The sequence below is a fragment of the Salinispora sp. CH2A1_6 genome (assembly GCF_056820975.1).
The window spans coordinates 36,173-50,239 of the sequence record NZ_JBXEDG010000016.1; the positions used below are offsets into that span (position 1 = coordinate 36,173).

The following is a 14,067-nucleotide window of genomic DNA, read 5'->3' on the forward strand; positions in this document are numbered from 1 at the left end:
TCAGTCGTCGCGAATCATCAGGGCGCTACGCAGGCCCGTGATGTCGAGGACACGGCGTAGGAACTCGGCCACGTTGGTGAGGACCAGCAGGCTCTGGGAGTGACTGGTCTTGCGGCTGAGCACGACCAGCGTGCCCAGGCCCTGCGAGTCGCAGAAGGTGACGGCGGCCAGGTCCAGGACGATTCGCGGGGGCGGTTCGGTCAACACCTCGTGGACGACGGTGGAGAGCTGGGCGGCCGTCACCATGTCGATCTCACCGGCGAGCCGAAGGACAACCTCGTCCCCCAACCGGTGTAGCGTGATGGACAGTTCGGCACGATCCACCCGGTCAGCCTAGCGCGACCGTGAGGTGCCGCCCCAGGACGGCGAGCTGTCTCGGCCGTCGGCCCGGGTGAGACTGGTGACCCGGAGCCCCGGGGTGCCTGCCGGTCTGCCTGCCGACGCTGACACAATGGCGGCATCGTGACCGACGTTTTCCCTGCCGGACCCGGCCGCTACCCGGCCGCCGCGCCGGCCTCCGAGGCCCTGTTCGACCGCGCCTGCGCCCTTGTGCCCGGCGGGGTGAACTCCCCTGTCCGCGCGTTCCGTGCCGTCGGCGGCACCCCGCGCTTCATCGTCCGGGGGGAGGGGCCGTGGCTCTACGACGCCGACGGGCGGCGCTACGTCGACCTGGTCTGCTCGTGGGGCCCCATGATCCTTGGACATGCCCATCCCGCGGTGGTGGAGGCCCTTCGCTCCGCCGCCGCGCTCGGCACCAGCTTCGGCGCCCCCACCCCGGGTGAGGTGGAGCTGGCCGCGGAGATCGTCAACCGCGCGCCCGTCGAGCAGGTACGGCTGGTCAACTCGGGGACCGAGGCGACCATGTCGGCGATCCGGCTGGCCCGGGGCTACACCGGTCGTAGCCGGATCATCAAGTTCGCGGGCTGCTACCACGGTCATTCGGACGCGTTGCTCGCCGCCGCCGGTTCCGGCGTCGCCACGCTCGGCCTGCCCGATTCGCCGGGCGTGACCGGCGCGGCGGCCGGGGACACTATTGTGCTGCCGTACAACGACCTCGCCGCCGTCGAGGCGGTCTTCGCCGCCGAGGGCCCGCAGATCGCCGCGGTGATCACTGAGTCCGCCGCCGGCAACATGGGCGTGGTCGCGCCCCGCGACAACTTCAACCAGCGACTCGCCGCCCTCGCCCATGCCAACGGTGCGCTGCTGATCGTGGACGAGGTCATGACCGGCTTCCGGGTCTCCCGCGCCGGGTGGCACGGCCTCGATCCCTGCGCCGCCGACCTCTGGACCTACGGCAAGGTCATGGGGGGCGGCCTGCCCGCCGCCGCCTTCGGCGGGCGAGCGGAGATCATGTCCCAGCTGGCTCCGGCCGGTCCGGTCTACCAGGCCGGCACCCTCTCCGGTAACCCGCTCGCCTGCGCTGCCGGGCTCGCCACGCTGCGGCTCGCCGACGACGCCCTCTACCGTCGGCTGGACGAGACGGCCGCCGTCGTGGGCCGGCTCGCCAGCGAGGCGCTCGCCGCCGAAGGAGTGCCGCACCGGCTGTCCTCCGCCGGCAACATGTTCTCCGTCTTCTTCACCGACGCCGACGTCTTCGACTACGCCTCCGCGAGCGCCCAGCAGGTGCCCGCGTTCAGGGCGTTCTTCCACGCGATGCTGGCGGCCGGCGTCTACCTGCCGCCGAGCGCCTTCGAGTCGTGGTTCGTCTCGGCGGCGATCGACGATGCCGCCCTGGAGCAGATCGCCGCGGCGCTGCCAGCGGCGGCGGCAGCGGCAGCCGCGGCAGGTCACGGGGGGTAGTGACGGTGAGTAAGACTGTGGTCCACGTGCTGCGGCACGGTGAGGTGCACAACCCGGAGGGCATTCTGTACGGGCGGCTGCCGGGCTTCCGCCTGTCGGAGCTGGGCGTGCAGATGGCGAAGGCCGCCGCGCAGGGCCTCGCCGAGCGGGAGGTGGTGCACGTCGTCGCCAGTCCGCTGGAGCGTGCCCAGCAGACCGCCGAGCCGATCGCCGCGCAGTTCGGGCTCCCGATCGGGGTGGACGAGCGGTTGATCGAGAGCGCCAACTGGTTCGAGGGCAAGAAGGTCTCGCCGGGTGATGGTTCGTTCCGCGACCCGCGCAACTGGTGGGTGTTGCGGGACCCGGTCACCCCCTCCTGGGGCGAGGCGTACCGCGCCATCGCGGAGCGGATGTTCGCCGCCCTGCAGGCCGCCCGGGAGGCTGCGCAGGGGCGGGAGGCGGTGCTCGTCTCCCACCAGCTGCCGATCTGGACGCTGCGTCGGTTTGTCGAGCGTAAGCGCCTCTGGCACGACCCGCGTAAGCGGCAGTGCGGGCTGGCCAGTCTCACCACCTTTCACTTCGAGGGGTCGAAGGTGGTCGGGATCGGCTACAGCGAGCCAGCCGCCCACCTGATCGCGAGCTCGCCGACGGCTCGGACGGCCAAGGGGGCCTGATGACTGTCCGGAGGTGGTCTGCCAGCCTGCTCGCCATCATGGTCGCGGTGGCGCTCGGCGCCTGCGCCACCCCGGACTGGGGGAAGGCCTGCGACACCAACGCCGACGGTGTGATCGAGTGTGCCCCCGATCAGCGTTCCGCCGCGCCCGAGCTCGCCGGCGAGCTGCTCGACGGGGGCAGCTACGACGTGGCGCAGGACCGTGGGCAGGTCGTGGTGGTCAATTTCTGGGGCTCGTGGTGCGCGCCCTGCCGGGCGGAAGCCGATGACCTGGAGGCCACCTACCAGGCCACCAAGAGCTCGGGGGTGACCTTCCTCGGCATCAACGTGCAGGACAGCCGGGACAAGGCGATCGCCTTCGAGGAGGGCCGGGTCACCTATCCGAGCATCTTCGATCCCGGCAGCCGACTGGCGTTGGAGCTGGAGATCCCGCCGAACACCATCCCGGCGACGGTCGTGCTGGACCGGGACGGACGGATCGCGGCGGTGATCCGGGCCGCCGTCAAGCAGGAGGGGCTCCAACCGATCGTCGAGCGGGTCGCCGCGGAGTCGCCCGCCTCGACCGGCGACCACTGATGGGCGAGACGTTCCGGGAGATCGCGCAGTCGGGTCCCCTGCTGCTCGCCATCGGTACGGCGGCGCTGGCCGGGCTGGTCAGCTTCCTGTCGCCGTGCGTCCTGCCGCTGATGCCCGGCTACCTCTCCTACGTGACCGGCCTGGCCGGCGCCGACCTGGAAGGCCGGGGAGCGGGCAAAGACTCCCGAGGCGCGCCGCCGGTGGCCGGGGGAGCCCCGGGTGCCGCCGCCGGGGCCGTCGCGGTGCGGGAGCGGACCGCCCGCGTCGTGACCGCGGCCGTCAAGGGCCGGGTGCTCGCCGGCACGCTGCTGTTCATCGCCGGTTTCACGGCCGTCTTCACCGCCACCGCGGTCCTGGTCACCACAGTCGGCCAGGTCTTCTTCGCCTACGAGCGGACGCTGGAGATCGTCATCGGCGGCGTGGTGGTGCTGCTCGGACTGGGTTACCTCGGCGTGGTCCCGGGGCTGCAGCGCGAGCTGCGCATCCAACGGCTGCCGGCTGCCGGGCTGCTCGGCGCGCCCGTGCTCGGCGCGGTCTTCGCGCTCAGCTGGCTGCCCTGCACCGGTCCGACCCTCGGCGCGGTGATGGGCATGGCCCTCGTCGAGGGGCAGACCAACCGGGCGGTCGTGCTGGCCGTGGCGTACTGCCTCGGGCTGGGGATACCGTTTATCGTCTTCGGGCTGGGGTTCAACCGCCTGCTCGGGGTCTTCCAGACGGTGCGTCGCAACAGCCGGTGGGTCACCCGGATCGGTGGTGGGTTGCTGATCCTGATCGGCCTCGCGCTTGTCACCGGTGGCTGGACCAGCTTCGTCACCCTGCTGCAGACCACCTTCGGGACGGGCCAGGTAAGCATCTGATGACGGTCACCGACGACCGGCCGGCGCCACCGGCCGAGACCCCCCGGCGCCGCCCCAACCCGGTACTGGCGCTGCTACGCAACTCGTGGCGGCAGCTCACCAGCATGCGTACGGCGCTGGTGCTGCTCTTCCTGCTGGCGATCGCCGCGATTCCCGGGTCGGTTCTGCCACAGCGCGGCGTCAACCCCGAGGATGTCCGGGACTACTTCGTCGCGTACCCCGATCTGGCGCCGGTGCTGGACCGGCTCGGTGCCTTCGACGCGTTCAGCTCGGTCTGGTTCTCCGCCATCTATCTGTTGCTCTTCACCTCGCTGGTCGGTTGCATCACGCCCCGGCTGCGTGACCACGTCCGCGCCCTGCGGTCCAGGCCCCCGGCGGCACCGAAGCGGCTGGACCGGTTGCCCCAGCACACCGTGTTCGCGGCCCCGGCCGGTGGCGCGCCGGAGATCGCCGCCGTGCTGCGTCGGCACCGCTGGCGGGTGGAGGTACGCGGCGACGAGGTATCCGCCGAGAAGGGCTACCTGAAGGAGACCGGCAACCTGCTCTTCCACGCCTCAATGGTGGTGGTGCTCATCGGCGTGGCCATCGGCTCCTGGTACGGCTGGAGTGGTAACCGGGTCCTGGTTGCCGGCGCGGACAACGCCTTCTGTAACACTCAGCAGCAGTACGCCGAGACATCGTTCGGTCCCCGGGTGGGCAGCGCCGATCTGCCCCGGTTCTGCTTGCAGCTGGATGACTTCGAGGCGAGGTTCCTCGAGTCCAACGGCCAGCCGGAGTTCTTCAACGCGAAGGTGACCGTGGACGAGAACGGCGGCGCCCCCCGCCCGGCGGAGTTCTCGGTGAACTCCCCGCTGCGGCTGGACGGGGCGAACGTCTACCTGCTCGGCCACGGGTACGCCCCGGTGGTTCGCTACACCGATCGGTTCGGGCGGAGTCAGAGCAGCCCGAATCCCTTCCTCAGCACCGGGGACATCGGCTTGACCGGGGAGGGGCTGGCAGCCTTCCCGGACGCGAACGTGGACCCGGAGACCGGTGAGCGGGACCCGGAGCTCCAGCTGGCCTTCACCGGCCTGTACCTGCCCACCGCCCCGCAGGAGGGCCCGTTCGTTCGGTCCGAGTTCCCGACCGAGCGCAATCCGATGCTTAATCTCGTCGCGTACCGGGGCAATCTAGGCCTGGATGCCGGTATCCCCGGCTCGGTGTACGAGCTGGATCAGCGGCAGGTCGACGCTGGCCGGGTCAAGGAGATCGGCACCAAGCTCCTCCAGGTTGGTGAGGTCTGGACCCTGGACGACGGCACCACGCTGGAGTTCCTGGGCACCGAGCCGTACATCGTGCTGTCCGTGCGCTACGACCCCGGCTCGGCGCTGCTGCTGGTCAGCTCCGGCACGCTGCTGCTGGGCCTGATGGGTTCGCTCTTCGGCCGCCGCCGGCGGGTCTTTTTTCGGGTGCGCCCGGCTGACCCCGCAGGTGAATCTTCGACGCCCGGTAGTAGTTTGGTTGACGCCGGTGGTCTGCCGCGCGTTGACCATCCCGGCTTCGCCGACGAGTTCACCCGGCTCGTGGCGGCGGTCAGCGGAGCCGGGCGGCGGGCCGATCCTGACGGGCCGGCCGGAGCGCGAGTAGGAGCCGAGTGATGTCCGTACTCTCCGACCAGCTGGTGACCTTCTCGATCCTGGCCTACCTGGTGGCGATGGTCGTGCACGCCGTCGAGTACGCGCTGGGCAACGCCCGCGTCCGTGTCGGCCCGCCCGCCCGCGAGCTGGTCGGCGCCGGGGTCGGGGCGGCCGGCGGTACGGGTTCCGGGCCGGAGCCGACCGACGCTGCTGCCACCGCCGCCCAGCGGACCGCTGCCCGCGCCCGGATGGCTGGTCTGGGCGCGGTCGCGGTGACCGTGCTGGCCGCCCTGCTACACCTCGGTGCGCTGATCGCCCGCGGGGTCGCGGCCGACCGGATGCCCTGGGGCAACATGTACGAGTTCGTCCTGACGGTCTCCTTCATCGGGGTCGCCAGTTGGTTCGTCGTGCTCTGGAAGCGTCCCACGCTGCGCCGGCTCGGGCTGTTCCTGACGCTGGTGATGGTGCTCCTGGTGGCCACCGCCGAGTTGCTGCTCTACACCCCGATCGTGCCGTTGGTGCCGGCGCTCAACTCGTACTGGTTCATCATCCACGTCGCCACGATCGTCTTCAGCTCCGGCATCTTCCTGCTCGGCGTGGTCCCGGCGTGCGCCTTCCTGATGCGGGCCGGCTACGAGCAGGGCCGGCGCAGCTTCCCCTACCTGTTGGCGAAGCGCCTGCCGGCTGCGGCGGCCCTGGAGCGGCTGACCTTCGCGCTGCACGCGTTCTCGTTTCCGATCTTCACCTTCGCGGTGATCGCCGGCGCGATCTGGGCCGAAGCGGCGTGGGGTCGTGCGTGGGGCTGGGACCCGAAGGAGATCTGGGCGTTCATCTCCTGGGTGGTGTACGCCAGCTACCTACACGCCCGGGCCACCCCGAGTGTCAAACGGAACGTGGCCACCTGGCTCGCGATACTGGGTTTCCTCACCGTGATGATGAACCTCTTCGGGGTGAACCTCTTCTTCGAGGGGCTGCACTCCTACGGCGGCCTCGACTGATCTCGTCAGCGGTGACGTGCGCGAGGCCCCGTTGCCGTACCCCGGCTGGGGTGGTGGGCCGGGCGGTGGGGGAGACTTGCCGGTATGGCGGCTCGTGGCTTTCCGTACTCCGATCTGAAGGACTTCCTCGCGGCGCTGGAGCGCGCGGGTGAGCTACGGCGGGTGGAGGTTCCGGTCGATCCGTCGCTGGAGTTGAGCGAGATCGTTAGCCGGACGGTCCGCGCCGGGGGCCCGGCGCTGGTGTTCGCGCAGCCGACCCGGGGCGAGATGCCGGTGGCGATCAACCTGTTCGGCACCGAGAAGCGGATGGCGATGGCGCTCGGCGTCGAGTCGCTGGACGAGATCGGGGCGCGGATCGGTGCGCTGGTGCGACCGGAGCTGCCGGTCGGCTGGAGCGGCATCCGGGAGGGCCTCGGCAAGGTCATGCAGCTCAAGTCGGTGCCGCCGCGCAAGGTGAAGACGGCCCCCTGCCAGCAGGTGGTGTACCGGGGCGACGACGTTGATCTGAACCGGCTGCCCGGCCTGCAGGTGTGGCCCGGTGACGGCGGGGTCTTCCACAACTACGGGTTGACCCACACCAAGCACCCTGAGACCGGCGCGCGCAACCTCGGTCTCTACCGGCTGCAGCAGCACAGCCGGAACACGCTGGGCATGCACTGGCAGATCCACAAGGACTCCACCGCCCACCACGCGGTCGCCGAGCGGCTCGGCCAGCGGCTGCCGGTCGCCATCGCCATCGGCTGTGACCCGGTGATCTCGTACGCCGCGAGCGCCCCGCTTCCCGGCGACATCGACGAGTACCTGTTCGCGGGCTTCCTGCGGGGGGAGCGGGTCGAGATGGTCGACTGCCTGACCGTGCCACTCCAGGTGCCGGCGCACGCCCAGGTGGTGCTCGAGGGCTACCTGGAGCCCGGTGAGCGGCTGCCCGAGGGGCCGTTCGGGGATCACACCGGCTACTACACGCCGGTCGAGCCGTTCCCGGTCCTGCACATCGAGACGATGACCATGCAGCGCAACCCGGTCTACCACTCGATCGTCACCTCGAAGCCGCCGCAGGAGGACCACGGCCTGGGTAAGGCCACCGAGCGGATCTTCCAGCCGCTGCTCAAGCTGCTCATCCCGGACATCGTCGACTACGACCTACCGGCCGCCGGGGTCTTCCACAACTGCGCGATCGTGTCGATCCGGAAGCGCTACCCGAAGCACGCGCAGAAGGTGATGAACGCGATCTGGGGCGCGCACCTGATGTCGATGACCAAGCTGATCGTGATCGTGGACGAGGACTGCGACGTGCACGACTACAACGAGGTCGCGTTCCGGGCCTTCGGCAACGTGGACTACGCCCGGGACCTGCTGCTCACCGAGGGGCCGGTGGACCACCTGGACCACGCCTCGTACCAGCAGTTCTGGGGCGGCAAGGCCGGCGTCGACGCCACCCGCAAGCTGCCCAGCGAGGGCTACACCCGGGGCTGGCCCGAGGAGATGACCATGTCCCCCGAGGTGGTGTCGCTGGTCGACAAGCGCTGGAAGGAGTACGGCATCTGATGTCCGGCTCCTCCGATCCGCGGGACCTCGCCGTCTCGGCCCGCGCCGCGTCCGCCAACGCGGACCCGCGCGGGCGGATCCGGGCGTTCCTCGACCTCGTGGCGATCGAGCACTCCGTCTTCGCGCTGCCCTTCGCCTACCTCTCCGCCTTGACCGCGATGCAGGTCAGCGGCGGTCAGGTGCGCTGGCTCGACCTGTTACTGATCACCGTGGCGATGGTCGGGGCGCGGACGTTCGCGATGGCCGCCAACCGGATCCTGGACCGGCGGATCGACGCGCTGAACCCGCGCACCGCCAGCCGGGAACTGGTGACCGGGACGGTCAGCCTGCGTACGGCGTGGGCCGGCGCGGGCATCGCCCTGGCCGTCTTCCTGGTCGCCGCCGCGCTGCTCAACCCCCTCTGCCTGGTGCTGGCGCCGCTCGCGGTCATACCGCTGGTCGGCTACCCGTACGCGAAGCGGTTCACCAACTGGCCGCACGTGGTCCTGGCGGTGGCGCAGGCGGTCGGCCCGGTCGGTGCGTGGCTCGCGGTGACCGGCACCTTCGCCGGCTCCGGGCCGGCGTGGCTGCTCGGTGTGGCGGTCGGGCTGTGGATCGGCGGGTTCGACCTGATCTATGCCTGTCAGGACGCCGAGGTGGACCGGGAGATCGGCGTGCACAGCGTTCCGGCCCGGTACGGGCTGCGGTTCGCGCTGCACGCCTCCACCGTCGCGCACGTGGTGACCTTCGCGCTCTTCGTCTGGTTCGGCGCCCTGGTCGGCTTCGGCTGGCTGTGGTGGATCGGGCTGGCGCTGACCGCGCTGGCCTTCGCCTACCAACATGTGGTGGTGAGCCCGACCGACCTGAGCCGGGTCAACCGGGCCTTCTTCACCGCGAACGGCTTCGTCGGCATCGCACTCTTCGGCTTCGCCCTGCTTGACCTGGTGGTACGCCTCGGGCTGCGGCCCTGACCCCGGACCGGGGGTGCCCGTGGGTGGTCGAGGGCGACCAGGCAGGCTGGGAGCATGCGTGAACCATGGGTGGTCGGTGTCTCCGGAGCCTCCGGCACGCCGTACGCGGCTGCTGTCCTGCGGGGGTTGCTCGACGCGGGCGAAGCCGTTGATCTAATCGTGTCCCGGGCGGCCCGGCTGACCATCCTGGACGAGACCGGGCGGTCGTTTCGGGACGGGCACTGGGCGGAGGATCTCGCCGCCTGGCTGGGGCACGACCTGAGCGGAGCAGACCTCCGGCACTGGCCGGCCGGCGATCTCGCCGCCGGGCCGAGTAGCGGCTCCTACCGGGTGCGTGGGATGGCGGTCGTCCCGGCGAGTACGGCAGCCTGTGCCGGGATCTCCATCGGGCTCTCCAAGGACCTGTTGCAACGCGCCGCCGAGGTCAACCTCAAGGAGCGCCGCCCGGTGGTCGTGGTGCCCCGGGAGACGCCGGTGACCCGGAGCCACCTGGAGCATCTGGTCGCGTTGCACGACGCTGGCGCGGTGGTGCTCCCCGCCAGCCCCGGTTTCTACGGGGCGGGAGCGGCGGCCTCCGCCGCCCAGCTGGTCGACTTCGTCGCTGGGAAGGTGCTGGACGCCCTGGGCGTGCCGCATACGCTCGCTCGCCGCTGGGCGGGTGAGTTGGGAGCGGGGCGCTCCTGAGCTGGCCGTTGCGGCGCGGCGCGGCGGCCGGCGATCACCCGATGGCCACCACCTCAGTACATCCCGGCGTTGGCCGGACCCGGTCCAGGGCCGGTCGGGGCGGCGGGACCAGTGTTGTTCGGTCGCTCTGCCTCCTCCGCCTCGTCCAACATTCCCTCGCCCTCGAGCAGGGCCCGAACTTCGGATTCCCGAAATCGGCGATGCCCGCCCGGAGTCCGGATACTGCCTATCCGGCCGGCCGCCGCCCACCTGGTCACAGTCTTCGGATCAACCCGAAACAGCGCGGCAACCTCACCCGGTGTCAGCAGGCGATCTCCAGTGTCCACAGCCCCCTCCTCGCATCGACGAAGCCCCCGGCTGAACACACTGCCCCCGGCGGTGCGAGCCCAGAGCCGTCATGAGGGACGTATGGCAATTACAGCACCGGCGACCGGTCGTGTCCGCCAAACGCGAGAAAAGCACTGATCAGGAGGTTAGGCAATGGTACCCGCAGCTGTGCCCTGTTGCGGTTGGTTCGTCAACAATGGCAGGGTGCGGGGTCGACCATCGGGACCGGACACCCGAGGGCGGGTCAGTGCTACTAGGGTCTACAGTCCGTGGACGCGATCGACCTGAACCTCATCGAACTGCTGCGGGGCAACGCCCGCCTCTCGTACGCCGAGCTTGCCCGCCAGGTGGGCCTCTCGGCACCGGCAGTGCATGAGCGGGTCGGCAAGCTGGAGTCCAGCGGAGTTATCCGTGCGTACCGAGCCGAGGTCGAGCCGGAGAGCATTGGGCTGGGCGTGACCGCCCTGATCGAGATCATTGAGGAGTCCGCCGCGGACACCGACGACGTGCTGGAGTCGTTCCGCGCCATCCCGGAGATCGAGTCCTGCTACTTCATGGCCGGCGTGGAGTCGTTCCTGCTCAAGGCGAGGGTCGGCACCATCGGGGAGCTGGAGGCGCTGATCGTACGGTTGAACCGTACTCCCGGTGTCGCCTCTACCCGTACCGGGATCGCCCTGTCGACCAAGTGGGAGAACCGCCCTCAGCCCGTCGGTATGCCGCCGGCCTGACCTGGCTGGCTCTCCGGCGGCCTGGCCCGGCTGGCGCTCCGCCGGCCCGGGGCGACCGGGTCCATCCGGTGCACGGGTCCGGGCTGATCCGGCCCTCGGGGTCCGGTCTACCGCCTTGTGGAGTTCGGTCACTGCGCGTGGGCCGGGATCAGGCCGCGCCGGCCCGGCTTTGCTAGGTTGCTGGGCGTGACTCATCTGGACCGGTGTGACGAGGCGATCCGGGGGTGGGTGACCGAGGCGATTGCCGCCGTCGAGGCGGACGCCAACCGGTCCGCCGACACCCATCTGTTGCCGTTCCCCCTGCCTCGGCAGTGGGGAATCGACCTCTACCTCAAGGACGAGTCGGTGCATCCCACCGGCTCCCTGAAGCACCGGCTGGCCCGCTCCCTGTTCCTCTATGGACTCTGCAACGGGTGGATTGGCCCCGGCACCACGATCGTGGAGGCCTCCTCGGGATCGACGGCGGTCTCCGAGGCGTACTTCGCCCGGATGCTGGGGCTGCCGTTTATCGCGGTGATGCCGGCGTCCACCTCGCCGGAGAAGATCGCGAAGATCGAGTTCCAGGAGGGGCGCTGTCACCTGGTGGACGACCCGGCCAAGGTGGTCATCGAAGCACGGTGGCTGGCCGAGGACACGGGCGGCCACTTCATGGACCAGTTCACGTACGCCGAGCGGGCCACCGACTGGCGGGGCAACAACAACATCGCCGAGTCGATCTTTTCGCAGCTGGCGTTGGAGCGGCACCCGGTGCCGGCGTGGGTCGTGGTCGGGGCCGGCACCGGCGGCACCAGCGCCACCATCGGCCGGTACACGCGCTTCCGCCGGCTGCCCACGAAGCTCTGCGTGGTGGACCCGGAGAATTCAGCGTTCTATCCGGCGTGGCAGACCTCCGACTGGTCGGTGTGCACTGGCCGTGGCTCGCGAATCGAGGGCATCGGGCGACCGACGGTGGAGGCTTCCTTCCTGCCATCGGTGGTGGACCGGATGGTGCAGGTGCCCGACGCCGCCTCGTTGGCCGCGATGCGGGCCGGCTCCGCAGTGCTCGGCCGTCGGGTCGGTGGCTCGACCGGCACCAACCTCTGGGGTGCCTTCGGCCTGATCGCCGGCCTGCTCGCGGAGGGGAAGACCGGCTCGGTGGCCACCCTGATCTGCGACGCCGGGGACCGCTACGCCGACACCTACTACGCCGACGACTGGGTGGCCGCCCAGGGGCTCGATCTCGCCCCGCATCTGGCGACCATCGAGCGCTTTCTGGCCACCGGCGCCTGGCCGGCCTGAGGGGCACCCTCAGGCCGGCCAGGCGGCACGGCTGGCTCAGTGGGTGCCCGCGGCCGGCCGTCCGCCGAAACGTCGATCTCCCGACCGCCGCTCCGACCGGCCTTCCGCCGGCCGGCTCGGATGGCGGCGATCGCCGGAACGCCCCGATTCGCCGCGGCGGTGCCGGTCCGGGAATCGGCGAGCCCCGTCAGGTCGGCCCGCCCGTCGGCGTGGCTCGGGCTCGTCCTGAACGGGTACGCCACTCGGTTCCCGTGCTCCGGTCAGCTCGGCCAACGCCTGATCGCCGGCTCGCACCCGGGTCTGTGCCGGGGCCACGCCTGCCTTCTCCAACATGGCGAGGGTGCTGCGGCGTTGTTTCGGTAGCGCCAGGGTCGCCACCGCCCCGGTCTCGCCGGCCCGTGCGGTCCGCCCTGCCCGGTGTAGGTAGTCCTTCGGATCCTTCGGCGGGTCAACGTGTAGCACCAGCGAGACGCCGTCAACGTGGATGCCGCGGGCGGCGACGTCGGTGGCGACCAGGACATTCGTCCGGCCTTCCCGAAACTCGGCCAGGGTGCGGGTGCGCATTCGTTGGGTCTTGCCGCCGTGCAGGCCGCCGGCGCGCACCCCGACCGCCGCGAGCTGCCCCACCAACCGGTCCACGCCGAGTTGGGTCCGGGCGAAGACCATCGTCCGCCCCTCCCGGGCCGCGATCGACGCGACGACCGAGAACTTGTCGTGCGGCGGGATCAGCAGCAGGTGATGATCCATCGTTGCCACCGCTGCCGTCGGTGGCGCCGTCGAGTGGGTGACCGGGTCGGTCATGAAGCGCCGCACCAGCGCGTCTACGTCTCGGTCCAGGGTGGCCGAGAAGAGCAGCCGCTGCGCGTCGGCGGGGGTCTTCGCCAGAAGCTCGGTGACCTCGGGCAGGAAGCCCATGTCGGCCATCTGGTCCGCCTCGTCCAGCACGGTTACCTCAATGTCATCGAGGCGACAGATGCCTCGCTCAATGAGGTCAGCGAGCCGGCCAGGTGTGGCCACCAGCACCTCGACGCCACGTCGTAGGGCACTGATCTGCCGGTCGTAGGGCACTCCGCCGACCGCGGTCCGTAGGAATACGCCGATCGCCCGACCCAGCGGGAACAGGGCGTCGCTGACCTGCATAGCCAGCTCCCGAGTCGGCACCAACACGAGGGCGCGGGGGTGCCGGGGGCGGGCCCGTTCCCCGGCGGCCAGCCGGGCGAGCAGGGGGAGGCCGAACGCCAGCGTCTTTCCGGAGCCGGTCTGGCCGCGGCCGAGGACATCCCGGCCGGCGAGCGCATCCGGCATGGTGGCGCGTTGGATTTCGAATGGAGTGGTGATTCCCTGCCGGGCCAACGCCCGGACCAGGGGTTGCGGCAGGCCGAGCGCGGCGAAGTCGACGAGTTCGGGGACGGACGGGGGCATGCCAGGGTCGATCGACGTGGTCAAGAATGGCCTCTCGAGTGGGGCGCATCTTCGCGATGGCCGCCACGACGGAATGCCGCCGGATTACCCGCAAGATCGCCCATGGGCGCGCTACGGCGCGCGCCAGGTCAGTTTCCGCGCCAGTGTACGGCGCTTCCCCACCGCGCCGTACACCCGCCGTGACACAGTGGGCGGGCTCACCCGCTCAACAGGCTCTCGAAAGCCCCGTCCAGCGCACTGTTGGCGATGAGGACGACCACCACACCGATCGCCACCAGCAGGGCGAGCGAGGCGGCCAGGGCGACCAGCACCCGGGTATTGCTGGACGGTTGCTCGTTCGATGCCTCCGTCCGGCCCTGGGCGAGGATGTGCCCGGTCAGGGAGCCCGAGTTCTCCATCGGGTTGACCGGGAAAGCGACGGTGGACAGGCCCGAACCGTCGCCGTAGAGGCTGCTCAGGTCACCCTCCGGTGGGATGTGGTGCCCCATGCCCGGGCGTTTCTGGTGGCCGGGGCCTCGGATTACCTGGGTGCTGTCGGATGAGGCCGTGGGTGGGTGCTGGTGGCCGGGTGCTCGGATTACCTGGGTGCTGTCGGATGAGGCCGTGGGTGGGTGCTGGTGGCCGGGTGCTCGGA

At 70.6% G+C, this 14,067-nt stretch carries 15 protein-coding genes; 11 read left to right on the forward strand and 4 right to left on the reverse strand.

Annotated features, from left to right (window positions below):
• Entirely contained in the window at positions 1-324 is a 324-nt protein-coding gene (locus tag AC1UKG_RS21055) for an STAS domain-containing protein (RefSeq protein ID WP_018743789.1), read from the reverse strand.
• 138 nt (positions 325-462) lie between these two features.
• Here AC1UKG_RS21055 and hemL point away from each other — a divergent pair, with 138 nt between their 5' ends.
• The 9 genes from hemL to AC1UKG_RS21100 all read left to right on the forward strand — a co-directional run bounded on the left by hemL (position 463) and on the right by AC1UKG_RS21100 (position 9,678).
• Positions 463-1,800, forward strand: coding sequence for a glutamate-1-semialdehyde 2,1-aminomutase (gene hemL, locus AC1UKG_RS21060; protein ID WP_018743790.1), 1,338 nt, complete (start codon positions 463-465; stop codon positions 1,798-1,800).
• The gene (locus AC1UKG_RS21065; RefSeq protein WP_018731195.1) at positions 1,800-2,453 is read left to right on the forward strand and encodes a histidine phosphatase family protein; all 654 of its coding nucleotides are present in this window, start codon (positions 1,800-1,802) and stop codon (positions 2,451-2,453) included. Before hemL ends, AC1UKG_RS21065 begins: the two co-directional genes overlap by 1 nt.
• The gene (locus AC1UKG_RS21070) at positions 2,453-3,028 is read left to right on the forward strand and encodes a TlpA disulfide reductase family protein (protein ID WP_026323446.1); all 576 of its coding nucleotides are present in this window, start codon (positions 2,453-2,455) and stop codon (positions 3,026-3,028) included. Before AC1UKG_RS21065 ends, AC1UKG_RS21070 begins: the two co-directional genes overlap by 1 nt.
• Positions 3,028-3,885, forward strand: a complete 858-nt coding sequence (locus AC1UKG_RS21075) for a cytochrome c biogenesis CcdA family protein (RefSeq protein WP_482643140.1) — start codon at positions 3,028-3,030, stop codon at positions 3,883-3,885. The genes AC1UKG_RS21070 and AC1UKG_RS21075 overlap by 1 nt, the downstream gene beginning before the upstream one ends.
• Entirely contained in the window at positions 3,885-5,522 is a 1,638-nt protein-coding gene (resB, locus tag AC1UKG_RS21080) for a cytochrome c biogenesis protein ResB (protein ID WP_018743792.1), read from the forward strand. Before AC1UKG_RS21075 ends, resB begins: the two co-directional genes overlap by 1 nt.
• The gene (ccsB, locus tag AC1UKG_RS21085) at positions 5,522-6,499 is read left to right on the forward strand and encodes a c-type cytochrome biogenesis protein CcsB (protein WP_018743793.1); all 978 of its coding nucleotides are present in this window, start codon (positions 5,522-5,524) and stop codon (positions 6,497-6,499) included. The genes resB and ccsB overlap by 1 nt, the downstream gene beginning before the upstream one ends.
• An 84-nt stretch (positions 6,500-6,583) precedes the next feature.
• Positions 6,584-8,044: a menaquinone biosynthesis decarboxylase gene (locus tag AC1UKG_RS21090; RefSeq protein ID WP_018743794.1), complete on the forward strand. Its 1,461-nt coding sequence runs from the start codon at positions 6,584-6,586 to the stop codon at positions 8,042-8,044.
• Positions 8,044-8,994, forward strand: coding sequence for a menaquinone biosynthesis prenyltransferase MqnP (gene mqnP / locus AC1UKG_RS21095; RefSeq protein ID WP_482643139.1), 951 nt, complete (start codon positions 8,044-8,046; stop codon positions 8,992-8,994). Before AC1UKG_RS21090 ends, mqnP begins: the two co-directional genes overlap by 1 nt.
• A 54-nt stretch (positions 8,995-9,048) precedes the next feature.
• The gene (locus AC1UKG_RS21100; protein WP_018743796.1) at positions 9,049-9,678 is read left to right on the forward strand and encodes a UbiX family flavin prenyltransferase; all 630 of its coding nucleotides are present in this window, start codon (positions 9,049-9,051) and stop codon (positions 9,676-9,678) included.
• Between the two features lie 53 nt (positions 9,679-9,731).
• Here the strand turns inward: AC1UKG_RS21100 and AC1UKG_RS21105 are convergent, their stop codons facing one another.
• Positions 9,732-10,004 (reverse strand): BldC family transcriptional regulator, encoded by a 273-nt coding sequence (locus AC1UKG_RS21105; protein WP_018743797.1) that lies wholly within the window; start codon positions 10,002-10,004, stop codon positions 9,732-9,734.
• Between the two features lie 270 nt (positions 10,005-10,274).
• On the opposite strand from AC1UKG_RS21105, the gene AC1UKG_RS21110 reads away from it, so the two are divergent.
• Both AC1UKG_RS21110 and cds1 read left to right on the forward strand, forming a co-directional pair.
• The gene (locus tag AC1UKG_RS21110) at positions 10,275-10,733 is read left to right on the forward strand and encodes an Lrp/AsnC family transcriptional regulator (protein ID WP_018743798.1); all 459 of its coding nucleotides are present in this window, start codon (positions 10,275-10,277) and stop codon (positions 10,731-10,733) included.
• A gap of 177 nt (positions 10,734-10,910) precedes the next feature.
• Positions 10,911-12,011, forward strand: a complete 1,101-nt coding sequence (cds1, locus tag AC1UKG_RS21115) for an L-cysteine desulfhydrase Cds1 (protein WP_018741137.1) — start codon at positions 10,911-10,913, stop codon at positions 12,009-12,011.
• Between the two features lie 36 nt (positions 12,012-12,047).
• On the opposite strand, the gene AC1UKG_RS21120 is transcribed toward cds1, so the two are convergent.
• Both AC1UKG_RS21120 and AC1UKG_RS21125 read right to left on the reverse strand, forming a co-directional pair.
• Positions 12,048-13,433 carry a DEAD/DEAH box helicase gene (locus AC1UKG_RS21120; RefSeq protein ID WP_018743799.1) on the reverse strand — a complete coding sequence of 462 codons (1,386 nt, stop codon included), beginning with the start codon at positions 13,431-13,433 and terminating at the stop codon, positions 12,048-12,050.
• Positions 13,434-13,630: 197 nt separating this feature from the next.
• A complete protein-coding gene (locus AC1UKG_RS21125; RefSeq protein ID WP_018743800.1) occupies positions 13,631-13,921 on the reverse strand; it encodes a hypothetical protein in 291 nt (96 codons plus the stop codon).
• Positions 13,922-14,067 lie beyond the last annotated feature (146 nt).